This window comes from Niveispirillum cyanobacteriorum (assembly GCF_002868735.1).
GTDB lineage: Bacteria > Pseudomonadota > Alphaproteobacteria > Azospirillales > Azospirillaceae > Niveispirillum > Niveispirillum cyanobacteriorum.
Map to the genome: position 1 here is coordinate 980920 of NZ_CP025611.1, position 21085 is coordinate 1002004.

General features: G+C 64.1%; 21 protein-coding genes. 14 read left to right on the forward strand and 7 right to left on the reverse strand.

The genetic code is table 11. The features are described 5' to 3' along the window. Positions 1-45: 45 nt before the first annotated feature. Genes lptF through rsmA form a run of 5 tightly spaced genes read left to right on the forward strand, consistent with a single transcriptional unit; the run spans position 46 to position 5497 of the window. Complete coding sequence (gene lptF / locus C0V82_RS04345) at positions 46-1170, forward strand: LPS export ABC transporter permease LptF (RefSeq protein ID WP_158659728.1); 1125 nt, start codon at positions 46-48, stop codon at positions 1168-1170. After that, on the forward strand, positions 1170-2264 hold the full coding sequence (gene lptG / locus C0V82_RS04350; protein ID WP_102111268.1) for an LPS export ABC transporter permease LptG: 1095 nt from the start codon (positions 1170-1172) through the stop codon (positions 2262-2264). Before lptF ends, lptG begins: the two co-directional genes overlap by 1 nt. Before the next feature lie 49 nt (positions 2265-2313). Next, complete coding sequence (locus tag C0V82_RS04355) at positions 2314-3636, forward strand: peptidylprolyl isomerase (protein WP_102111269.1); 1323 nt, start codon at positions 2314-2316, stop codon at positions 3634-3636. Positions 3637-3639: 3 nt separating this feature from the next. Then, positions 3640-4653, forward strand: a complete 1014-nt coding sequence (pdxA, locus tag C0V82_RS04360; protein WP_102111270.1) for a 4-hydroxythreonine-4-phosphate dehydrogenase PdxA — start codon at positions 3640-3642, stop codon at positions 4651-4653. Position 4654: 1 nt separating this feature from the next. Next, positions 4655-5497: a 16S rRNA (adenine(1518)-N(6)/adenine(1519)-N(6))-dimethyltransferase RsmA gene (gene rsmA, locus C0V82_RS04365; protein WP_102111271.1), complete on the forward strand. Its 843-nt coding sequence runs from the start codon at positions 4655-4657 to the stop codon at positions 5495-5497. 34 nt (positions 5498-5531) lie between these two features. On the opposite strand, the gene C0V82_RS04370 is transcribed toward rsmA, so the two are convergent. Continuing rightward, positions 5532-7772, reverse strand: a complete 2241-nt coding sequence (locus C0V82_RS04370; RefSeq protein WP_245924152.1) for a xanthine dehydrogenase family protein molybdopterin-binding subunit — start codon at positions 7770-7772, stop codon at positions 5532-5534. Positions 7773-7775: 3 nt separating this feature from the next. After that, positions 7776-8234, reverse strand: coding sequence for a (2Fe-2S)-binding protein (locus tag C0V82_RS04375; RefSeq protein ID WP_102111272.1), 459 nt, complete (start codon positions 8232-8234; stop codon positions 7776-7778). Between the two features lie 298 nt (positions 8235-8532). Here C0V82_RS04375 and C0V82_RS04380 point away from each other — a divergent pair, with 298 nt between their 5' ends. After that, positions 8533-10065 (forward strand): YifB family Mg chelatase-like AAA ATPase, encoded by a 1533-nt coding sequence (locus C0V82_RS04380; protein ID WP_102113234.1) that lies wholly within the window; start codon positions 8533-8535, stop codon positions 10063-10065. Between the two features lie 7 nt (positions 10066-10072). Here the strand turns inward: C0V82_RS04380 and C0V82_RS04385 are convergent, their stop codons facing one another. Further along, entirely contained in the window at positions 10073-10858 is a 786-nt protein-coding gene (locus C0V82_RS04385) for a substrate-binding periplasmic protein (RefSeq protein WP_102111273.1), read from the reverse strand. Between the two features lie 120 nt (positions 10859-10978). Between C0V82_RS04385 and C0V82_RS04390 the strand changes: the two genes are divergently transcribed. After that, complete coding sequence (locus tag C0V82_RS04390; protein ID WP_102111274.1) at positions 10979-11350, forward strand: VOC family protein; 372 nt, start codon at positions 10979-10981, stop codon at positions 11348-11350. Here C0V82_RS04390 and C0V82_RS04395 read toward each other — a convergent pair. After that, positions 11347-11655, reverse strand: a complete 309-nt coding sequence (locus C0V82_RS04395; protein ID WP_102111275.1) for a hypothetical protein — start codon at positions 11653-11655, stop codon at positions 11347-11349. The two genes, C0V82_RS04390 and C0V82_RS04395, sit on opposite strands and share 4 nt — an antisense overlap. 174 nt (positions 11656-11829) lie before the next feature. Between C0V82_RS04395 and C0V82_RS04400 the strand changes: the two genes are divergently transcribed. Continuing rightward, positions 11830-12702 (forward strand): dienelactone hydrolase family protein, encoded by an 873-nt coding sequence (locus C0V82_RS04400; protein ID WP_102111276.1) that lies wholly within the window; start codon positions 11830-11832, stop codon positions 12700-12702. A gap of 187 nt (positions 12703-12889) precedes the next feature. After that, on the forward strand, positions 12890-13858 hold the full coding sequence (locus C0V82_RS04405; RefSeq protein WP_102111277.1) for an aspartate carbamoyltransferase catalytic subunit: 969 nt from the start codon (positions 12890-12892) through the stop codon (positions 13856-13858). A gap of 6 nt (positions 13859-13864) precedes the next feature. Here C0V82_RS04405 and C0V82_RS27740 read toward each other — a convergent pair whose 3' ends face one another. Continuing rightward, positions 13865-13996 (reverse strand): hypothetical protein, encoded by a 132-nt coding sequence (locus tag C0V82_RS27740; protein WP_281262359.1) that lies wholly within the window; start codon positions 13994-13996, stop codon positions 13865-13867. A gap of 255 nt (positions 13997-14251) precedes the next feature. Between C0V82_RS27740 and C0V82_RS04415 the strand changes: the two genes are divergently transcribed. Beyond that, entirely contained in the window at positions 14252-14950 is a 699-nt protein-coding gene (locus C0V82_RS04415) for a 2OG-Fe(II) oxygenase (RefSeq protein WP_102111279.1), read from the forward strand. A gap of 9 nt (positions 14951-14959) precedes the next feature. Here the strand turns inward: C0V82_RS04415 and mnmA are convergent, their stop codons facing one another. Then, positions 14960-16093 carry a tRNA 2-thiouridine(34) synthase MnmA gene (gene mnmA / locus C0V82_RS04420; RefSeq protein WP_102111280.1) on the reverse strand — a complete coding sequence of 378 codons (1134 nt, stop codon included), beginning with the start codon at positions 16091-16093 and terminating at the stop codon, positions 14960-14962. 132 nt (positions 16094-16225) lie between these two features. Here mnmA and C0V82_RS04425 point away from each other — a divergent pair, with 132 nt between their 5' ends. The 3 genes from C0V82_RS04425 to C0V82_RS04435 are packed head-to-tail and all read left to right on the forward strand — an operon-like array spanning position 16226 to position 18588. Continuing rightward, positions 16226-17182 (forward strand): alpha/beta fold hydrolase, encoded by a 957-nt coding sequence (locus C0V82_RS04425; protein WP_199772468.1) that lies wholly within the window; start codon positions 16226-16228, stop codon positions 17180-17182. A 51-nt stretch (positions 17183-17233) separates the two neighbouring features. After that, positions 17234-17902 carry a MarR family winged helix-turn-helix transcriptional regulator gene (locus C0V82_RS04430; RefSeq protein WP_102111282.1) on the forward strand — a complete coding sequence of 223 codons (669 nt, stop codon included), beginning with the start codon at positions 17234-17236 and terminating at the stop codon, positions 17900-17902. After that, positions 17899-18588: an MOSC domain-containing protein gene (locus tag C0V82_RS04435; RefSeq protein WP_102111283.1), complete on the forward strand. Its 690-nt coding sequence runs from the start codon at positions 17899-17901 to the stop codon at positions 18586-18588. The genes C0V82_RS04430 and C0V82_RS04435 overlap by 4 nt, the downstream gene beginning before the upstream one ends. Here the strand turns inward: C0V82_RS04435 and C0V82_RS04440 are convergent. Next, a complete protein-coding gene (locus C0V82_RS04440; RefSeq protein ID WP_188595076.1) occupies positions 18585-18989 on the reverse strand; it encodes an acyl-CoA thioesterase in 405 nt (134 codons plus the stop codon). The genes C0V82_RS04435 and C0V82_RS04440 overlap by 4 nt on opposite strands. Positions 18990-19088: 99 nt before the next feature. On the opposite strand from C0V82_RS04440, the gene parE reads away from it, so the two are divergent. Further along, positions 19089-21080, forward strand: coding sequence for a DNA topoisomerase IV subunit B (gene parE / locus C0V82_RS04445; RefSeq protein ID WP_102111284.1), 1992 nt, complete (start codon positions 19089-19091; stop codon positions 21078-21080). The last annotated feature ends 5 nt before the right edge of the window (positions 21081-21085 follow it).

The following is a 21085-nucleotide window of genomic DNA, read 5'->3' on the forward strand; positions in this document are numbered from 1 at the left end:
ATGGTGGATGCAGGGCCGGTACGGTGCCCGACCCTTTGGGAAAACATGTCTCAGATTAACCGTTACCTTCTGCGCAACCTGTTCCTGGCCACGATTGTGGTGACGGGTGCCCTGTCGGCGGCCATCTGGCTGACGCAGTCGCTGCGCCTTGTCGAACTGGTCGTTGAGGGGGGGGCCGGGTTTGGCGCATTTGCGCATCTGGCGCTGCTGTCCTTCCCCACCTTCCTGTCCATCGTGCTGCCCTTCGGCGTGCTGACAGCGGTGCTGTTCACCTATAACCGCCTGACGCAGGACAGCGAACTGGTGGTGATGCGCGCCGCTGGCCTGGGCCCCATGGCGCTGGCGCGGCCGGTCCTGATTCTGGCGCTGATCGGGACGCTGTTTTGTTTCATGCTGTCCGTCTGGCTGGGCCCGGCGGCGCAGCGCAGTCTGGTGGCGCTGCGCCAATCGGTGCGCAGTGATGTGTCGGCCATGCTGCTGCGCGAGGGCACGTTCAACGAACTGTCCGACAAGCTGACCATCTATGTCCGCGACCGGCTGCCCGATGGATCGCTGGAGGATATCCTGATCCATGACGGGCGGCAGCCGGGGGTGACCACCACCATCGTCGCGGCCAGCGGCACGATCACCGATGCCGATGGCACCCCCCGCGTCCTGGTCCATGACGGCACGCAGAGCAAGTTCACGGAGGCCACGGGCAAGGCCGAATGGCTGGAGTTCGAACGCTACGCCGTGGATTTGCAATCGCTGCGCCGTGAATTGGCGCCCCGCTGGGTGGAGCCGCGCGAACGGACCCTGGAACAGCTCTGGACACCCGATGCTAATGACCCGATCGACCAGCGTTTTGCCGGGCGGTTGCGGGCGGAACTCCATAACCGGCTGGCCAGTCCTTTCCTGGTCCTGTCCTTTGCCACCATCGCGCTGGCGGCCCTGCTGCCGGGTGAGTTTTCCCGCCGGGGCCGTGGACGGCGCATCACCGTTGCCGCTGTTGGCGCCCTGGTATTGCAGGCCGCCGTTCTGGGCATCGTCAGTCTGATCGGCAAGGTGCCGGTACTCGCCGGCCTGCTGTACCTGTTCGTGCTGGCGCCCGTACCGCTCTGTCTCTGGTATCTGCGGCGTGACGGCATGGGCCGTTCCCTGCCCGCGGCTCCTGGCAAGGGGGTGGGCTGATGCGTCTGTTTGCCACCCTTTCCCTTTATATCGGGCGTCAGTTCCTGCTGTGGTTTGCGGCGGGGCTTTGTTCGCTGCTGGCCCTGGTCTATCTGCTGGACACGGTCGAGTTGCTGCGTCGTGCCGCCAATCGGCCGGAAGCGACCTTCGATATCGTCGTGACCATGGGGCTGCTAAAACTGCCGGAGATCGGGCAGGAGGTGCTGCCCTTTGTGGTCCTGTTTGGCGCCATGTACACCTTCTGGCGCCTCACCCGAACGCATGAATTGGTGGTGGCGCGGGCCAGCGGGATCAGCGTCTGGCAGTTCACGGCCCCCGTGCTTGCCTGGGCCATGATCATCGGCGTGTTGCTGGTCACCATCCTGAATCCGATCTTCGCCGCCATGCTGACCCGGTATGAGAAGCTGGAAAACCGCTATCTGCGTGGCCAGACATCCTCCCTGGATGTAGGGCGGTCCGGCCTGTGGCTGACACAGCTGACACCGGAAGGGGCCTATCGCATTCATGCGGAGTCGGTAGTGCCCGGCACGCTGGAGATGCGGCGCGTCATGGTGCTGCTGTCCACGCCGGGGCAAAAACTGTCGGCCCGTCTGGATGCGGCATCCGCCGAACTGGTACCCGGGTATTGGGACCTGAGCGAGGTCTGGTACAATGAACCGGGGGAGCCGGCCCGTTTCCTGGCACGCTATCGCCTGCCCACCGACCTTACCGAACAGCGCATCCAGAACAGTTTTGCCAGCCCGGACACGCTGTCCTTCTGGCAATTGCCGGACTTCATCCGCACGCTGGAACTGACGGGCCTGTCACCGGTAAGGCACCGTCTGCATTGGCATGTTTTGCTGGCACAGCCTTTCTTCTATGCGGCCATGGTGCTGCTAGCGGCGGCCTTCTCCCTTCGGCAGATGCGGGGCGGCGGCACCCTGACCATGGTTGGGGCCGGCATCGTCACCGCCCTGCTGCTGTTCATCGTCAAGGATGTGATCATGGCCCTTGGCCTGTCCGGTGCGGTGCCCGTGATCATGGCCGCCTGGGCCCCCGCCGGGGTGACGGTGATGCTCTCTGCCGCCGCCCTTCTTCACACCGAAGACGGATGAACGCGGTACGCTTTGCGTTTAGCCCTGCAAGCCTCTATAAGAACGCCCCATGATGCAGCCTGTGATCCGACCGACCATGAAAAGCCTTGTGCGCAACACCCTGCTGGGGGCGACCGCCCTGTCTATCGCCCTGCTGTCCGCGCCTGTGGCCGTGATGGCGCAGGGCGCCAACGGGGCCCAGGGCCAGTTGGGCCGTATCGCCGCCATCGTGAACGAGGAACCGATCACGGTCGCCGACGTGGAAGGCCGGTTGCAGCTGGCCATCGTTTCCTCGGGCCTGCCCGACAATGCCGAAACGCGCCAGCGCCTGCTGCCGCAGGTCATCCGTCTGCTGACCGACGAGGCCTTGCAAATCCAGGAAGCGCGCGAGCGCAACCTGACGGTCACCGAGGATGAGCTGAGCGAGGATCTGGAAGCCGCCGCGCAGCGCAACCGCATGGATTTGGACCAGTTGAAGGCTGCCCTGGCCCAGGCCGGCGTGCCCTGGAACACCATGCGTCAGCAGATGCTGGCCCAGATCGCCTGGAGCAAGGTCGTGCAGCGCGTGGTGCGCCAGCAGGTGACCGTGCCCGACAGCGAAGTGAACGCCTATATCGAGCGTATCCGCGCCAATGCCGGCAAGCCGGAATATCAGGTCGCGGAGATCTTCCTGGCCGTCGACAGCAGCACCAATGAAGCCGAGGTTCTACGCCTGGGCGAGCGTCTGGTGGAACAGATCGGCCGGGGTGCGAATTTCAGCGCCGTTGCGCGCCAGTTCTCGCAATCTGCCGGTGCCGCCAGCGGCGGTGATCTGGGCTGGATCCAGCAGGGCCAGCTGGAAGATAATCTGGACCGGTCGTTGCAGCAGATGCAGAAGGGCCAGTTCTCTCGCCCGATCCGTGGTTCTGCCGGCTACCACATTCTGTGGCTGCGCGATCAGCGTATCGTGGCCGCGGGTGACCCCAAGAATATCCAGATTGCCATTCGTCAGTTCGTGGTGCCCATCGCCGGTGAGGCGCAGGCCCAGCAAGACGCCGCCTTTGACGCCGCGAAGCAGGTGAGCGAGCAGGCGCGCGGCTGTGAAGCCCTGGAGCAGGCAACGCAGGCCGTGCCGGGATCGCAGGTTTTCACCCAGCCGCTGACCCGTCTGGGCGATATCCCCGAACAGATCGGGCAGATGGTGAGCGCACTGGGTGTGGGTCAGGCGACGGCCCCGCTGATGACCGACCGTGGCGCCATGCTGCTGATGGTCTGCGACCGTGTGGTGCCGGAAGGCAGCTTGCCCCCACCCGATCAGGTGCGCAGCGCCCTGTTCCAGGAACGCATGGATTTGCAGCAACGCCGGTACCTGCGCGACCTGCGCCGGAACGCCACCATCGAGACCAGGATGTAAGCCATGGCGGCGCCGCTGGGCCTGACCATGGGGGAACCGGCAGGCATCGGCGGCGACATCGCCCTGAAGGCCTGGATGGAACGCGGGGCGGCATCAGTGCCGCCCTTCGTCTTGCTGGATGACCCCGACCGTATCACGGCGCTGGCATCAACGCTGGGCCTGGATGTGCCGGTTGCCATTGTCGATGAGGCGGGGCTGGATCGCATTGCCGATCTGTTTGCCACGTCCCTTCCGGTGCTGCCCGTCGCCTTGCCCGCCCCGGTTACCTATGGCAATCCCGATCCGGCCAATGGATCGGCGGTGATTGCGGCGATTGATCGTGCGGTGCATCTGGCAACGACTGGTCAGCTTTCTGGGGTCGTCACGAACCCGATCCAGAAAAGTGCGCTGTATGCTTGCGGCTTCCGTTGGCCGGGCCATACCGAGTATCTGGCGCATCTGGCGGGATTGCCCGATGACGGGACCGTCATGCTGCTAGAAGGCGGGGGCTTGCGCGTCGTGCTGGCAACCATCCATGTCGCGGTCAAGGACGTGGCTCAATATCTGACGTCGGATGTCATTCTCCACGTGGCCCGCGTCACCCATGCCGCCCTAAAAAGTGATTTCGGTATCGAAATACCCCGCCTGGCCGTTGCCGCCTTGAACCCGCATGCAGGTGAAGGCGGGGCCATGGGGCGGGAGGAGATTGAGGTCATCGCACCCGCCGTCGCCACCATGAAGGCCGAAGGCATCAATGCCGCCGGCCCCTTCCCTGCCGACACCCTGTTCCATGCCGGTGCCCGTGCGCGATATGACGCGGTGGTCTGCATGTATCATGACCAGGGTCTGATCCCGCTGAAGACGCTGGATTTCGACACGGGCGTGAATATCACGCTGGGCCTGCCCTTCGTCCGCACCTCGCCTGACCATGGCACGGCCCTTTCGCTGGCGGGCACGGGCGAAGCCAATGCCAGCAGCCTGATCGCGGCCCTGCATGCCGCCTCCCGCATCGCCGCCCGCCGGCAGAAGAGTGCTTGATATGAGTGATGGCCGCGACCTGTCCCACCTGCCGCCCCTGCGTGATGTCATCGCCACCCACGAACTGGCCGCCAAGAAGGCCTTTGGGCAGCATTTTCTGCTGGACCTTAACGTCACCCGCCGCATCGTGCGCGAGGCGGGCGATTTCACGGGCGTGAACATCGTGGAGGTGGGGCCCGGCCCCGGCGGCCTGACCCGCGCGCTGGTGGAAAGCCCGGCTGCCAGCATCACCGCCGTTGAGCGCGACCCGCGCTTTGCCGTCGCCCTGGCGGACATAGTGGCCGCGTCGGCGGGGCGTATGCGGTTGATTGAGGCGGATGCCCTGACCGTGGACCCGGTTGATCTGGTCCCGGCCCCGCGCGCCGTCGTCTCCAACCTGCCTTATAATGTCGGCACACCGCTGCTGATCGGTTGGTTGAAGCGGATCGGGGAGTATCGGTCCCTGACCTTGATGTTCCAGAAGGAAGTGGCCGACCGCATCGTGGCGGGCACGCGGACCCCGGCCTATGGCCGTTTGGCCGTTATGGCGCAATGGCTGGCCCATTGCCGCAATCTGTATGACCTGCCGGCCCGCGCCTTCACCCCGCCGCCCAAGGTGGACAGTGCCGTGGTCCAACTGACCCCGCGCGAACGCCCTGCCGATGATCCCGACTTCGCCACCATGGAGGCGCTGGTCGCGGCCGCCTTTGGGCAGCGGCGCAAGATGCTGCGCGCCAGCCTGAAATCCCTGATGAAGGAACCGGAGCCGCTGCTGCTCTCCGTCGGCATCCCGCCCACCGCGCGGGCGGAGGAGATAGACGTGGCCGGGTTCGTCGCCCTGGCCAAGGCCTGGAAGGCGAAATGAAAAGGGCCCCACGTCACCGTGGGGCCCTTTCCTTTTAGACCACGCCCGCCTTGCTGAAAGGCAGGTCGTGCAGCTTCTGGCCCGTGGCGCGGAAGACCGCGTTGGCGACCGCCGGGGCCGCCGTGGGCACACCGGGTTCGCCCACACCGGTCGGTCGGGCCGTGGACGCAACGATATGGACCTCGACATCCGGCATGTCCGACAGGCGCATCGGCTCATACCCGTCGAAATTGCTCTGATCGACCAGACCATCCGTCAGGGTGATCTGATCGCGCAGGGCATGGCCGATACCGAAGCCGGTGCCGCCTTCGATCTGGGCCTTGATGACGTTGGGGTTGACGGGCACGCCGCAATCCACGGCCACGACAACACGATCCACCTTGATCTTGCCATCCTTGGACACCGTCACCTCGGCCACATGCGCGACAAAGCTGCTGAAGCTTTCATGCACGGCAACGCCGCGCGCTCGCTTCGATCCGTCCGCCGCCGGAGCCAGCGGCTTGGACCAGCCGGCCTTTTCCGCCGCCAGTTTCAGCACGCCGGTCAGACGCGGATGGGCATCACCCAGCAGTTCCAGACGGAAAGCCACCGAATCCTTACCGGCTGCCGCCGCCAGTTCCTCAACAAAGGCTTCCTTGGCATAGGCCGTGTGGGTGTGACCGACCGACCGCCACCACAGCGTGGTAACCGGCGAGGCCATCTGATGGTAGTCAACGGACAGGTTCGGCACGGCATAGGCCATGTCCGAAGCGCCTTCGACCGCCGTCGCATCGACGCCATCCTTGATCATCACCTGTGCAAAGGGCGTGTCGGCAATGAAGGATTGGGTCACGATGGCCTGTTCCCAGGCGACCAGCTTGCCGGCCTTGTCCAGTCCGCCCTTGACGCGATGAACAACCATGGGGCGGTAACGGCCACCCTGGATGTCATCCTCACGCGTCCAGACCAGATGCACCGGCACCTTCTTGCCCTTGGCTGCCAGGGCCTTGGCGATCAGGGCGACCTCAGCGATGTAATCGGCATTGGTGGTGGCGCGGCGTCCAAAGCTACCGCCAGCCCACAAGGTGTTGATCTTCACCTTGTCAGGCGTAGTGCCCAGGATGCCGGCCACGACCGGCTGTTCGATGCCCTGGAACTGGGACCCGGCCCAGATTTCAGCCCCGCCATCCGCCGTGATTTCCAGCGTGGCGTTCAACGGCTCCATGGGGGCATGAGCCAGATAGGGGAAGCTGTATTCCGCCTCGACGACCTTGGCGGCGGTCTTGAAGGCGGCGCCTGTGTCACCCTTGCGGGCGGCCTTGGTGCCTGGCTTCTTGGCCTGGGCGCGGTATTCGGCCAGCATCTGGTCGGTGCCACGCTTTTCGGCCTTGCTATCATCCCAATCGATGGACAGTGCCTCGCGGCCCTTGATGGCGGCCCATGTGTTCTTTGCCACCACCGCCACACCAACCGGCAGGGTCAGCACGTCGATGACGCCGGGAACCGCCCGGGCGGCCTTGTCATCCACCGACTTCACCGTGCCGCCGAATCGCGGACTGCGGGCCAAAACCGCCGTCACCTGATTGGGACGCCGGATATCCATGGCGAAGATGGCAGTGCCATTGGTCTTCGACACATGGTCCAGCCGGTGCAGCGTCTCGTTTCCGATCAGGCTGTACTGGCCGGGTTCCTTCAAGGTCACCTTGGCCGGGATCGGCTGCTTCGACGCAGCTTCGGCCAGTTGACCGAAGGTGGCGGACTTGCCCGACGCCTTGTGGCTGACAACGCCCTTCGCAACCGTGATCTGGTCCGCTGGCACCTTCCATTGGGACGCGGCGGCGTTCACCAGCATGACGCGGGCGGCGGCACCGGCCATCCGCAGCTCATCCCAGCTATTGGCGACGGCGGTGGAACCGCCCGTACCCTGGATGCCGAAGAAGTGGTTGCCATACAGCTTGCTGTCGGCGGGCGCATGCTCACCGCGCATCTGGGACCAGTCGGCGTCCAACTCCTCTGCCACGATGGTGGTGAGGCCGGTCATAATGCCCTGGCCCTTGTCCAGATGCTTGACCAGGACAGTAACGGTGTTGTCCTTGGCCACACGCACGAACAGGTTCGGGCGCGGGTCGGCGGGGCCGACTAGGCCGGGGGCAGCGGTTTCAGCCGCGAACGATCCCAGCGGGACCACGGCACCGATGACCAGGGCGCCGCCCGTGCCCTTCAGAAAGGTACGGCGGCTGGGGGTGGGTTCGGCCACGTTGGACGCGGCCTGGCGCAGCAATTGACGCAGCATCATGGCTCAGGTCCTCGCCAGCTTGGCAGCCTGCTTCACGGCTGCCTTGATCCGCACATAGGTTGCGCAACGGCAGACATTGCCGTCCATCGCCGCCTCAATATCAGCATCGGTGGGGTTCTGGTTCTCGGCGATCAGGGCCGTGGCAGCCATAACCTGACCCGACTGGCAGTAGCCGCACTGCACCACGTCCAGATCGGCCCAGGCCTTCTGAACGGCAGCGGCGGCCTTGCCGGACAGGCCCTCGATTGTGGTGATCTTGGCACCCACGGCGGCAGAGGCCGGCAATTGACAGGACCGGGTCGGCTGACCGTCCACATGGACCGTACAGGCGCCGCACTGCGCAACGCCGCAGCCGAACTTGGTGCCCGTCATATTCAATTCGTCACGAAGGACCCATAGAAGTGGCATGTCGTCGGCCACGTCCACTTCGCGGACCTTGCCGTTGATATCGAGGCTAATCATCGCTGACCCCAATTAAGAATGAAATCATCAGGCCCTCGCCAAGCCTGACATCGCGGGAGAGGATGAGGGGCAAGGGTTTGGAAGTCTTCCAGATTTCGATCATTTCACGCCAATGGAGGCCAGTTTTGACCTGTATATCCAGTTACTTAGCGCTAATCGTAATATCATGTCAGATATAGCGATGTGACTTCACCAGAACCAGCCGGGCCGGATTGGCGCGAAAGTCGGCAACCGGCTGCTTCCGCCTGCAAGTCTCATCATCTATACTAACCTGAACTTGTGTGCAGTGGGGGTGTGGGTGGCGGCGCGTGTATCGACGGTAGCCTTTCAAGGCATTGATGTGCTGGATATCGATGTTCAGGTGCAGATGACGGGCGGCCCCATCACCTTTCTCGTGGTGGGATTGCCGGACAAGGCGGTGGCGGAAAGCCGGGAACGCGTGCGTGGTGCGTTGCATGCCCTGGGCATTGCGTTGCCGGCACAGCGCTTGATGGTCAATCTGGCACCCGCCGATGTCATGAAGGAAGGATCGCATTTCGATCTGCCCATCGCGCTGGCCCTGCTGGTCATGATGGGCATTCTGCCGGATGACGCCATGGCGGGGTATCAGTCGCTGGGTGAACTGGGGCTGGACGGGTCCATCGCACCGGTCGCCGGTGTCCTGCCCGCCGCCATCAATGCCTTGGCATCGGCCAAGGGCCTGATCTGCCCAGCGGCCAGTGGGGGGGAGGCGGCATGGGCTGGTGATGGGCTGGACATTCTGGCACCGCCATCGCTGCTGGCTCTGATCAATCATTTCAAGGGGACCCAGGTCCTGACAAGGCCGGAACCGAAGCTGCAGCAGGAACTGCCGGGTAGCGTACGGGACCTTCGTGACGTAAAGGGTCAGGAAACGGCCAAACGTGTGCTGGAAGTGGCAGCCAGTGGCGGCCATAACATGTTGATGCTGGGTCCGCCGGGATCGGGCAAGTCCATGCTGGCCGCGCGCCTGCCGGGCCTGCTGCCGGGTTTGGACGCGGCAGAGGCGCTGGAAGTGTCGATGGTGCATTCCATCGCGGGCGGGCTGGAAGAAGGGCGGTTGATCCGTACGCGTCCGTTCCGGGAGGTCCATCATTCCGCCACCCTGGCCGCCATGGTCGGCGGTGGTACACGCGCCAAGCCGGGGGAGATCAGTCTGGCACATCAAGGTGTGCTGTTTCTGGACGAATTGCCTGAATTCGCACGCGGTACGCTGGAGGCCTTGCGACAGCCGCTGGAAACGGGCCGCGCCACCGTCAGCCGCGCCAACCACCATGTCACCTATCCGGCCCGGTTCCAACTGGTGGCAGCCATGAACCCCTGCCGCTGCGGCCATCTGGACGATGCTTCACTGGCCTGTGGCCGGGCGCCGAAATGCGCGCTGGATTATCAGAGCAAGATCAGCGGGCCGCTGTTCGACCGTATCGACCTGCATATCGATGTGCCGGCGGTTAGCGCATCCGACCTGTCACTGCCGCCCCCGCGTGAGGGCACGGCGGAGGTGGCAGCCCGCGTCGCCGCCGCGCGGGAGCGGCAGCGGGAACGGTACAAGGCCCTGCTCCAGCCCGGCCACCCGCCCGTCCGCACCAATGCCGAGGCCGATGGCGAACTGCTGGAAAAGGCGGCGGCACCGGATCCGCAGGGTCGTTCCCTGCTCACCGAGGCGGCGGAACGGCTGAAACTGTCGGCGCGGGGATATCACCGCGTGCTGCGCGTGGCCCGCACCCTGGCTGACATGGACAATGCCGATCAGGTGCGCCGCATCCATGTGGCGGAGGCGCTGTCCTATCGCCGGGTGGCACCGGGCAGGTAGGTTCAGATCAACGAGGCCCGGCAGGCGCGCCCAGATAGGCGCGATATTCGGGGGCCACGTCCTGGGGCAGACGGATGGCGGCGGATGCGATCTTCAATTCCGCCTCACTGATACTGCCGCTGCGCGGTACGCCGACGGTGATGTTGAAACGCGCCACGCTGCCCTTGATGGCGACATCGCGCAGGCCTTTCGCGAAATAGTGGAACGTGTATTCGGAGATGATGCCGTAAGACACCCGGCCATGCTGGACCAGGCGGAAGACATTCTCCTCTGACCGGACATCGCGCCGTGACACGGCCCCGCTGTCGAAACCCTGGCGCATCCGGTCGCCATATTCGTAGCCGATGACGGTCGCCACCTCCGCCGGCAGGGAACATTGATCACAGATGCTGGGCGCCCCCTGCGCCGCGATGAAGACACTGTCGGCGGTATAGAGGCGGCGACCAAACCAAAGATCGTCTGGATAGGCATACCAGCCGGGGGCGACGTGGCACACCATATCCACCTCGCCCGCCCGCACCAGTTCAGGCAACCGTTTGGGCGGGGCCAGCCGCACCGTCGTATCACGACCGAGCCGTTCGGCCACCTTGCGGCACAAATCAATGGCCAGTCCCTTCGCCTCTCCGCCACCCTCATCCAAGATTAGATAGGGGGGCGGCAGACTGTCAGAAACGACAAGGCGCAGGGGTGCAGCAGCCGGGGCAACGGCAGGAAATACAATTAAAAGAAGAGTTAAAAATAAATAACACAGCCAAAAACGTGTAATGCCCCACATGGCCATGCGCTTATTCATCCATCTTTTATGATCAGCCCGCTTAGGGTGTATGATTGTTCGGACCTGATGCCAAGGCTTGTTGAGGAGGCATCCCCTGTGCGACCCTCAAACGGCACGACCCCGGCGATGGAGAGGGCAATGGCGGCGGTTTTGGGGATTGGTGGTCTGTTTATAAAGGCATCCGACCCGGCAGCCATGGGCGATTGGTACCGAAGGGTACTGGGAATCGACTGGGGTGATTTTGGGGCGATGTTCCCCCATCCCGACCGGGGCTTCACCCTGCTTAGCGGGTTCAAGGCGACCAGCAGCTATTTTGATCCAAGCCCCCTACCCTTCATGGTGAACCTGATCGTTGATGATCTGGATGGGGTGCTGGAAAAGGCGTTGGCGGCGGGGGTGGAACCTTTGGGCCGCGACGATAGCGACCCCAATGGCCGCTTCGCCTGGCTGATTGATCCCTGGGGATTGAAGATCGAGTTGTGGGAAGCGCCGGCAAAAGCGGGGGATTAAACCCGCTTGCCGCCCGGTTTGCCGATGTGGCGCGGGTCGGTATAGGCCTTGGCGGCGGCTTCCGGCTTTCGCAGGTTTTCCATCAGGGCCATGGCAAAACGGCCGCCATCATTGCGCGACTGCAGAAAACTGGCCACGACATCGCGCGCCGCATCCTTGTCATAGGGCACTTGATCGGGCGGCAGGGTGCGCGCTGCCTCCGCCGCTTCGGCGGCCTTCTGGGCGCGGGCCAGAACATCGGGATCGATGCGCCGCCGGATGGTGCGGATCTGGCGCAGCAGTTCGGCTTTCGCGTCGCTGGACATTGCTGTTGGCCCCGGAGTGATCACGGGGCACAGGATGCGCGCAAGGGCCTGTGGCTGCAAGGGGCATTGAAAACACGCGCGAAATGGTTAGACCGGCCCGCAAAGGGTTGCGCCCCTGCCGTCTTGCCCTATCTTGGGCGACCAGTGCCGGGATAAATACGGGAGAGAAACCCCATGGACCGCGTTGATGCAGAAGCCCAGTGCCTGTTGTCCCCCATCAACCACACCCTGTCGCGACGGATGTTCGCCATGACGACGCTGGCGGGTGGTTTCGCCCTGTCCACCCTGCCCGTTTCCGCTCAGACCATCACCACGCCCACCGACGGGCTGGTCGCGGGTGAGGTATCGATCCCGGTGGAGGGCGGCAGCCTTCCCGCCTATCGCGCCAAACCGGCGGGCAAGGGCCCGTTCCCCATCGTGATGGTGGTGCAGGAAATCTTCGGCGTGCATGAGCATATCAAGGATGTCTGCCGCCGCTTTGCCAAGGAAGGATATCTGGCAGTCGCGACAGAGTTGTTCGCGCGCCAGGGCAATGCCGCTTCCTTCACCGATACCGGTGCCCTGATCCGAGAGTTGGTGAACAAGGTGCCGGATGCGCAGGTCATGGCCGATCTGGACGCCACAGCCGCCTGGGCGGCCAAGGATGGCGGCGATATTTCGCGGTTGGGCATCACCGGCTTCTGCTGGGGTGGGCGCACCACCTGGCTTTATGCTGCACATAACCCGAAGCTGAAGGCCGGCGTCGCCTGGTATGGCCGTGTGACCAGTGCACCGACGGAGCTGCAGCCCATGGTGCCGGTCAATCTGGTGCAGAAGATGAATGCACCGGTCCTGGGCCTTTATGGCGGCAAGGATGGCGGCATCCCCATGGCCGATGTGGAGCGGATGCAAAAGGCGCTGGCCGCCGTCAATTCGCGCAGCACCTTCCATGTCTATCCCGACGCCCCCCACGCCTTCCACGCCGATTATCGGCCCAGCTATCGCCCTGACAATGCCAAGGACGGGTGGAAGCGCTGTCTGGAATGGTTCCGCATTAACGGGGTTTAGTTTGCCTCAAGCGCCCGCACGCACGGGCGCGGCGGCAGTCGCCGCCGGAGTGGTCTCAGCCTTCGCTTGAGCCCACTCTCCCCCATGGGGATCATGCCCGACCGGTTTTTCTGACGCTTGCAGCATCGGGGGCGGGGCAGCATAGTCCCGCCCCGCCGATCCACGCCGTCAGCAGAAAGCCCGCTCCATGGCCGTCCATCCGCATGATATCGACGCCCGCGCCGAGACGTTCGCCCATCGCCACCTGCTGGGGATCGAGGGGCTGACGGCGCCGGAGATCAATCTGCTGCTGGATACCGCCGACCGTTATGTCGAACAGAATCGCGGTGAGAACCGGGTGACGAACAAGCTGGCTGGCAAGACCATCGTCAACCTGTTCTTCGAAAACTCCACCCGCACCCGCACCAGCTTTGAACTAGCCGCCCGCCGCCTGGGTGCCGATGCCATCAACATGTCGGTCGACGGCAGTTCGGTGAAGAAGGGCGAGACCCTGATCGATACGGCCCTGACGCTGAACGCCATGCATCTGGATGCGCTGGTGGTGCGGCATCAGGAATCGGGCGCGCCGAAGCTGCTGGCCAGCAAGGTCAACTGCGCCGTCATCAATGCCGGCGACGGGCAACATGAGCACCCGACCCAGGCGCTGCTGGACGCGCTGACCATCCGCCGCCGCCTGGGCACGCTGAAGGGTCTGACGGTCGCCATCTGCGGCGACATCCTGCACAGCCGCGTGGCCCGGTCTAACATCCATCTGCTGAACATCATGGGCGCCAATGTCCGTGTGGTTGCCCCGCCCACCCTGCTGCCCGGTGCCGTGGACCGGATGGGGGTTGAGGTGCATCACTCCATGGCCACCGGCCTGAAGGATGCCGACATTGTCATGATGCTGCGGCTGCAGCTGGAGCGTATGCAGGGCCAGTTCCTGCCCAGCCAGCGGGAATATTTCCGCTTCTTCGGCCTGGATTACGACAAGCTCTCGGTAGCCAAGCCCGGCGCCCTGATCATGCATCCAGGCCCGATGAACCGCGGCGTGGAGATCGACAGCCTGGTAGCCGACGATATCCATCGTTCGGTGATCCTGCAGCAGGTGGAACTGGGCGTGGCCGTGCGCATGGCCTGCCTGGACCTGCTGACCGCAGCACCCAAGGCCGCGTAAGCGGGATCAGCCCCAGTCCCAGACGCCGGGTTGACGCCGGCGCAGACTTTCCATCTTTGCCGGCGGCTGCGGGGTGGTGCCGACGCCATCCACAGGCCGCGATGGCCGATACATCTTGTCCCCAATGCGGGGCAGCATCCGGAACGGGCTTCCCGTGAAATCGGAAGGCTTTGGCAGTGGCCGTTCCGCAATGTCGCATTGATCCATGGCATCCTCCCGTAAACAGGCAGCACATTAGAACATTTCAAGAACATTGACAAGTCAGCTTCGGGATCAAATCGCAGACGTGGGTATGTTCCCGGCACGCAGCCGACCCACCGCAAGGATCAGAATGCGTCCTGCGCCGACGTGATTCATGCTGTCCGAATTACTTTTGCGAAGGATGGGGAAGCGATGTCGCGCCTGGATGCATATGACTGGCCGTTACTCAGCAATGACCTTAACAACCAGGGCAGTACCGTCCTGCAAGGGTTACTGACAGCGGACGAATGCGCACGGATTTCCGGGATGTACCCGGATGAAAGCCATTTCCGCAGTCATGTCATCATGGCCCGTCATGGATTCGGACGAGGAGAGTACCGGTATTTTCGCTATCCGCTGCCCGATCTGGTGCAGGCCATGCGGACGGCGCTGTATCCCCGTCTTGCACCCATTGCCAATAACTGGAACGCAAGGCTGGGCCGTGAACGGCATTATCCGGCGGCGCATGCGGATTATCTGGCGCAATGCCATGCGGCGGACCAGAAACGCCCCACGCCGCTTCTGCTGCAATATGGTCCCGGCGACTATAATTGCCTGCATCAGGACCTGTATGGCGATCTGGTTTTTCCGTTGCAGGTGGCCGTTCTGCTGTCCGAACCGGGGCGGGATTTCACAGGCGGTGAGTTCGTGCTGACTGAACAGCGACCCCGCATGCAAAGCAGGGTGGAGGTCGTCCCCCTGCGCCAGGGGGACGCTGTGATCTTCGCCGTGAATGAGCGGCCCGTACAAGGCACGCGCGGCCCCTACCGCGTTGCCCTGCGCCATGGCGTCAGCCGTGTTCGCTCCGGTCACCGTCACACGCTGGGCATTATCTTTCACGACGCACGATAAGGCCCACCCTTACCTGACGCCCGTACCGCTGATCCAGCCGCCGCCCAGCATCCGTTCGCCATCATAGAACACGGCCGCCTGTCCTGGCGAAATCCCGTACTGTGCGGCCTCCAGTTCAACAATGGCATTGCCACCGCCATGCAGGACCAGCACCGCCGCCGCCGGGTTCTGGGCCGACCGCAGCTTGACCGAGACGGGCATGGGCACCCCAACCGCATTAGGACCCAGCCAGTTCAGTTCGCGCACCATCACCTTGTCACGGGCCAGTGCCGCGCGCGGCCCAACCACTACCTGATTGGCAACGGGATCAACGCGTACAACATAAAGCGGATCGACATCATCGCCGGCTTCCGTCTTGCGCCCACCAATGCCAAGGCCCTTGCGCTGCCCCACCGTGTAATTGATCACGCCGTCATGACGGCCCATGATGGTGCCATCGACATGCACGATCTCCCCCGGCCGCACGGCACCGGGGCGCAGCTTTTCCACCACCTTGGCGTAACCGCCAGTGGGCACGAAGCAGATATCCTGACTGTCGGGCTTATCCGCCACGGCGAGGCCCAGGGCGTCGGCGATGGCGCGGGTTTCCGTCTTGGGCTTGTCACCCAGCGGGAAGCGCAGGAAATCCAACTGTTCCTGCGTGGTGGCAAACAGGAAATAGGATTGGTCGCGGTTATGGTCGGCCCCGCGCAGCATCGCGGCCCGACCATCGACCATCTCACGCCGCGCATAATGGCCCGTGGCCATGCAATCCGCCCCAAGTTCACGGGCCTGATCCAGCAGGTCCTTGAACTTGACGGTCTGGTTGCAGCGGACGCAGGGGATGGGCGTTTCGCCCTTCAAATAGGTATCGACGAAATCATCCATCACCGATTGCTTGAACCGGCTTTCGTAATCCAGCACGTAATGGGGAATGTCGATCTGGTCGGCCACGCGGCGGGCATCATAGATGTCCTGACCGGCGCAGCAGGCACCCTTCTTGCCGACCGTCATGCCGTAATCATAAAGCTGCAAAGTGATGCCGACGACGTCATAGCCTTCACGGCGCAGCATAGCAGCCGCAACAGAGCTATCGACGCCACCGGACATGGCGACGACGACGCGGGTATCGGCCGGGGCCTTATCAATGCCAAGCGAGTTCATGCTCCCTATATAGCGGCAAACCGGGCCGGGACAATCGCGCATCCCTTGCGGGGCCGCCATACGCCAAGCGGCTGGTTATAGGTCACCCCATCATGTAAAACGCTTGTTTGAATGATAAGAGGGGAAACGCGCATGCCCGGCATCAAGGCCAACGGCATCAACATTGCCTATCAGGATGAAGGACAGGGTCCGGCCCTGCTGCTCTGCCATGGCTGGCCGGAACTGGGCCACAGCTGGCGGCATCAGGTGCCGGCCCTGGTGGCCGCTGGCTACAGGGTAATCGTGCCGGACATGCGCGGCTTTGGCGGGACCGATGTGCCGGACGCGGTTGAGGATTACACGATCCTGCATCTGGTGGGCGACATGGTCGGCCTTCTGGACGCGCTGAAGATCGAGAACTGCACCATCATCGGCCATGACTGGGGTGCGCCCGTTGCCTGGCATGCCGCCCTGATGCGGCCCGACCGGTTCCGGGCGGTGGCGGGACTGGCCGTCCCCTGGTCGCCGCGCGGCCCCCATGGCAGCCTGGTCGGCATGGCGCGTGCCCAGGGTCTGAACCGGTTCTACATGGTCTGGTTTCAGGAGCCGGGCGTGGCGGAGGCGGATCTGGAAAGGGACCCTTACGAAACCCATCGCCGTCTGCTGGTCGGCGCGTCGGGCGCCGCGGCGGCGGCTGGTAAGGGCTGGCCGCTGGTGATCCCGGATGGCAAGGGGCTGGTTGAAACCTGCCCGCCGGTCGAGAGCCTGCCCGACTGGCTGAGCGAGGAAGATTTGCAGACCTACGCCACCGCCTATCGCCGGACGGGCCATCGCGGCGGCCTGAACTGGTACCGGAACCTGGACCGCAACTGGGCGCTGACGGCCCCCTGGCATGGTGCGCCCATCCGCGTGCCCGCCTGCTTCATCGCCGGTTCGCTGGATGGGGTCTTGCGCATGCCGGGCATGGATAAGGCGCTGCGGGCCATGGAAGGCGTTACCTGCACCGATTTCCGGGGCACAACCCTGATCGACGGGGCCGGACACTGGGTGCAGCAGGAAGCGCCGGAAGCGGTGAATGCGGCGCTGATCGCCTTCCTGCAAGGCTTGTAAAAAGATCGGAGTCCGAATATAGATCGGGATGCAACCTTTGCGCGGGGCATCATGATCAATGACATGTTCGACCGGTTGAGCGAGCCGGCGGCGAACCGGCTTGCCGATGGGTTCGTGCGGGTGGCGGCAGCCTTGAAGGCCAATGACTGGCGCGGTGCGACGCCGCACGGCCTCACGGCCACGCAGGCCCGCATCCTGACCCTGCTCCGCGACAATCCCGATGGTTTGCGCCCCGTCACCATCGCGGCGCGTATCGGGGTGAAGGCGCCGACCGCCAGTGAGGCGACGACCACCCTGATCCAGAAGGGTCTGGCAGCCCGCGTTGCCGCGCCTGATGACGGGCGCGGCAATCTGGTGCTGGCCACCCGCGCCGGTCTGGCCCTGGCCGACCGGTTCGGCGGTGGCCCTGTGTTCCTCATCGACGCGCTGGGCGATATGCCAGCGTCGGACCAACTGTCGCTGCTGCGCCTGATGCTGCGCCTGATCCGCACGCTGCAACGGGCCGGGCATATCGCGCCCAGCAAAATGTGCTTGGATTGCAAATACTTCCAGCCGAATGTGAATCCAGGATCGGATCAGCCGCATCATTGCCATTTCGTCGGCGCGCCGCTGGGTGACCGGCATCTGCGGCTGGATTGCCCCGAACAATCCCCCGCCCCCATTCCCGTCGCGAATGAGGTCTGGGCCGGATTCCTGAATGATCGGGGAGAGGTGCGATGAGCGTCCGATTGTCCCATCTATTGGTCGGAACGCCGCAGCCGCTGGGCGACAAGGCGGTGCCCAGTTCCATCGCCAGCCGTCGGCCCGTGAACGCCCCTGTGCGCGTCACCATGCTGGGGCTGGATGGTGATGCCGTGGGCGACACCAAGGTGCATGGAGGGCCCGACAAGGCCATCCATCTCTACCCGTATGATCATTACGCCGTGTGGGCCGGCGAACAGCAGGCCATGACGGCTCACCTGTCGCAACCGGGGGCGTTTGGCGAAAACCTGTCTGTGGCCGGGGTGACGGAGGCGGATGTCTGCCTGGGCGATGTGGTAGCACTGGGCACCGCCCGGTTGCAGATCGCACAGGCGCGGCAGCCCTGCTGGAAGCTGGGTGTGCGCTTCGGCCTGCCCACCCTGCCGCGTCTGGTACAGAAGACGGGGCGCACCGGCTGGTACTACCGTGTGCTGGAGGAAGGAGAGATTCAGGCCGGTGACGAACTTCGCCTGATCGACCGACCGAACCCCACCTGGACACTGGCCCGCGCGCTCCGCACCCTTTATGTGGACACGCTGAACCGGGATGCCCTGACCGAACTGTCCACCCTGCCCGGCGCCAGTGCCGGTTTGCAGCGTCTGGCCGCCAACCGGCTGGCCAATGCCGCGGTGGAGGATTGGGAGCGGCGGCTGGGCGGCGGTTAAACCTCTACCGACCCCGGCACCACGGGACGCGGACGGCCATCCTTGCCCAGTGCAACATAGGTGAACACACCCTCCGTCACCTTATAGGCGGTGCCGTCATAGCGGCGGACCCAGACATCGACGCGGACCCGGATCGAGGTATTGCCGATCCGCTCCACCTCCGTATAGCAGTTCACCTCGTCGCCGACGGCGACGGGGCGGTGGAATTTCATGGCCTCCACGCCGACCGTCGCCACCGGCCCGCGCGCCACGCGCACGGCGGGGGCGGCCCCGGCCAAATCCATCTGTGACATGACCCAGCCGCCGAACACCTGACCATTGCCGTTCAGGTCGGCGGGCATGGCGAAGGTGCGCATGGAGGGCGCATCGCGGTCGAAATCCGGCATCCGATCCTGGCTCATGCCCTGAAACTCCCTCTTTCATCAAAATGTAGGGGTCTATGTCGTCGGGAGATACCGCATCTCCTTGAACAAGACCCCGACCCATTCCTATAATGGCGCATGAGCGACCTCTTCCAGAACTCCGCCGCCAAGCAAGACAGCTATTCCGCCCAGGACATCGAGGTCCTGGAGGGGCTGGAACCCGTTCGCCGCCGTCCCGGCATGTACATTGGCGGGACCGATGATCGTGCCCTGCACCATTTGGTGGCCGAAATCCTGGACAACGCCATGGACGAGGCGGTGGCCGGCCATGCCAGCCGCATCGACCTGGACCTGTCCGCCGACGGCACGGTCACGGTGCGCGACAATGGCCGTGGCATCCCCACCGACGAGCATCCCAAATATCCCGGCAAGTCGGCGCTGGAAGTGATCTTCACCACACTGCATTCCGGCGGCAAGTTCTCTGGCAAGGTCTATGCGACGTCGGGCGGTCTGCATGGCGTCGGCTCGGCCGTCGTGAACGCCCTGTCCGACCGCCTGCATGTGGAGGTGGCGCGTGACCGGCAACTCTTCGCGCAGACCTTCTCCCGCGGCGTACCGCTGGGACCGCTGACCCCTGCCGGCGCGGTCCAGAATCGTCGCGGCACCACCGTTAGCTTTCATCCTGATGCCGAGATTTTCGGACCTGACGCGCATTTCAAGCCGGAGCGGCTGTACCGGCTGTGCCGGTCCAAGGCCTATCTTTATCGCGGCGTGGAAATCCGCTGGTCCTGCGACACCGCCCTGATCAGCGCCGATAGCGGCGTGCCGGCGGCAGAGGTGCTGCATTTCCCCAATGGCCTGCTGGATTATCTGAACGGTACCCTGAAAAGCCGGGCCACGGTCACCCCCCTGCCCTTTGCCGGTCAGGCCGATTTTCCGGGCGATGCGGGCCGGGTGGAATGGGCCATCGCCTGGCCAGAGGATGATGAAGGCTTCAGCCACACCTACTGCAACACCATCCCCACCCCGCTGGGCGGTACGCATGAGGTGGGGCTGCGCGGTGCCCTGACCCGTGGGATTAAGTCGTACGGGGAGATGCTGGGCAACAAGCGCGCTGCCAACATTACCGCCGATGATGTGATGGAGGGGGCGACGATTCTGCTCTCCGTCTTCATCCGCGACCCGCATTTCCAGGGCCAGACCAAGGAACGGCTGGTCAGCGCTGATGCGCAGAAACTGACCGAAAGCGCCATCAAGGATCGGTTCGACCATTGGCTGTCGGGATCGCCTGACGCCGCCAAGGGCCTGATCGAACGGCTGATCGAAAAGGCCGAAGAACGCGCGCGCAAGAAGGCGCAGAAGGAGATGGCGCGCAAGACGCCGACCCGCCGTCTGCGCCTGCCCGGCAAGCTGGCCGATTGTTCGCGCCAGAGTGCCGAGGATACCGAGATCTTCATCGTGGAGGGCGATTCGGCCGGCGGTTCCGCCAAACAGGCCCGCCGTCGCGATACCCAGGCCATCCTGCCCCTGCGTGGCAAGATCCTGAACGTGGCATCGGCCAGCGTGGACAAGCTGCGCGGTAACCAGGAACTGGCCGATCTGGCCCAGGCCCTGGGCTGTGGCACGGGCAAGGAATTCAGCGTCGACAAGCTGCGCTACGAACGCGTCATCATCATGACCGACGCCGATGTCGACGGCGCCCACATCGCCTCCCTGCTGATGACCTTCTTCTATCGGGAGATGCCGGGCCTGATCCAGCAGGGCCACCTGTATCTGGCCCTGCCGCCGCTGTACCGCCTCGCCGGCGGCGGTAATACGCGTTATGCCCGCGATGACGCGCATAAGGACGAGTTGATGAAGACCGTGTTCAAGTCGGTCAAGGGCAAGGTGGAAATCAGCCGCTTCAAGGGCCTGGGCGAAATGCCGCCCGCGCAGTTGAAGGAAACCACCATGGACCCGTCCAAGCGCACCCTGCTGCGCGTCGTGGTCCCGGATCAGCGCGACCCCGACCAGAAGGACGATGTCGAAGAGACCAAGGCCCTGGTGGAAAGCCTGATGGGCCGCAAGCCAGAGCTACGGTTTAAGTTCATCACCGAGAATGCGAAATTTGCGCAGGATTTGGATGTGTGAGGGTT

What these genes read in the sequence shown, in the direction of transcription:
- C0V82_RS04390 (WP_102111274.1), top strand. Translation starts at nt 10,979, where the DNA reads ATGGCGGCGGTTTTGGGGATTGGTGGTCTGTTTATAAAGGCATCCGAC.
- C0V82_RS04400 (WP_102111276.1), top strand. Translation starts at nt 11,830, where the DNA reads ATGGACCGCGTTGATGCAGAAGCCCAGTGCCTGTTGTCCCCCATCAAC.
- C0V82_RS04405 (WP_102111277.1), top strand. Translation starts at nt 12,890, where the DNA reads ATGGCCGTCCATCCGCATGATATCGACGCCCGCGCCGAGACGTTCGCC.
- C0V82_RS04435 (WP_102111283.1), top strand. Translation starts at nt 17,899, where the DNA reads ATGAGCGTCCGATTGTCCCATCTATTGGTCGGAACGCCGCAGCCGCTG.
- C0V82_RS04395 (WP_102111275.1), bottom strand. Translation starts at nt 11,655, where the DNA reads ATGTCCAGCGACGCGAAAGCCGAACTGCTGCGCCAGATCCGCACCATC.
- C0V82_RS04415 (WP_102111279.1), top strand. Translation starts at nt 14,252, where the DNA reads ATGTCGCGCCTGGATGCATATGACTGGCCGTTACTCAGCAATGACCTT.
- C0V82_RS04370 (WP_245924152.1), bottom strand. Translation starts at nt 7,772, where the DNA reads ATGATGCTGCGTCAATTGCTGCGCCAGGCCGCGTCCAACGTGGCCGAA.
- mnmA (WP_102111280.1), bottom strand. Translation starts at nt 16,093, where the DNA reads ATGAACTCGCTTGGCATTGATAAGGCCCCGGCCGATACCCGCGTCGTC.
- C0V82_RS04375 (WP_102111272.1), bottom strand. Translation starts at nt 8,234, where the DNA reads ATGATTAGCCTCGATATCAACGGCAAGGTCCGCGAAGTGGACGTGGCC.
- C0V82_RS04355 (WP_102111269.1), top strand. Translation starts at nt 2,314, where the DNA reads ATGATGCAGCCTGTGATCCGACCGACCATGAAAAGCCTTGTGCGCAAC.
- C0V82_RS27740 (WP_281262359.1), bottom strand. Translation starts at nt 13,996, where the DNA reads ATGCTGCCCCGCATTGGGGACAAGATGTATCGGCCATCGCGGCCTGTG.
- lptG (WP_102111268.1), top strand. Translation starts at nt 1,170, where the DNA reads ATGCGTCTGTTTGCCACCCTTTCCCTTTATATCGGGCGTCAGTTCCTG.
- C0V82_RS04425 (WP_199772468.1), top strand. Translation starts at nt 16,226, where the DNA reads ATGCCCGGCATCAAGGCCAACGGCATCAACATTGCCTATCAGGATGAA.
- rsmA (WP_102111271.1), top strand. Translation starts at nt 4,655, where the DNA reads ATGAGTGATGGCCGCGACCTGTCCCACCTGCCGCCCCTGCGTGATGTC.
- C0V82_RS04385 (WP_102111273.1), bottom strand. Translation starts at nt 10,858, where the DNA reads ATGAATAAGCGCATGGCCATGTGGGGCATTACACGTTTTTGGCTGTGT.
- parE (WP_102111284.1), top strand. Translation starts at nt 19,089, where the DNA reads ATGAGCGACCTCTTCCAGAACTCCGCCGCCAAGCAAGACAGCTATTCC.
- lptF (WP_158659728.1), top strand. Translation starts at nt 46, where the DNA reads ATGTCTCAGATTAACCGTTACCTTCTGCGCAACCTGTTCCTGGCCACG.
- pdxA (WP_102111270.1), top strand. Translation starts at nt 3,640, where the DNA reads ATGGCGGCGCCGCTGGGCCTGACCATGGGGGAACCGGCAGGCATCGGC.
- C0V82_RS04440 (WP_188595076.1), bottom strand. Translation starts at nt 18,989, where the DNA reads ATGAGCCAGGATCGGATGCCGGATTTCGACCGCGATGCGCCCTCCATG.
- C0V82_RS04430 (WP_102111282.1), top strand. Translation starts at nt 17,234, where the DNA reads ATGATCAATGACATGTTCGACCGGTTGAGCGAGCCGGCGGCGAACCGG.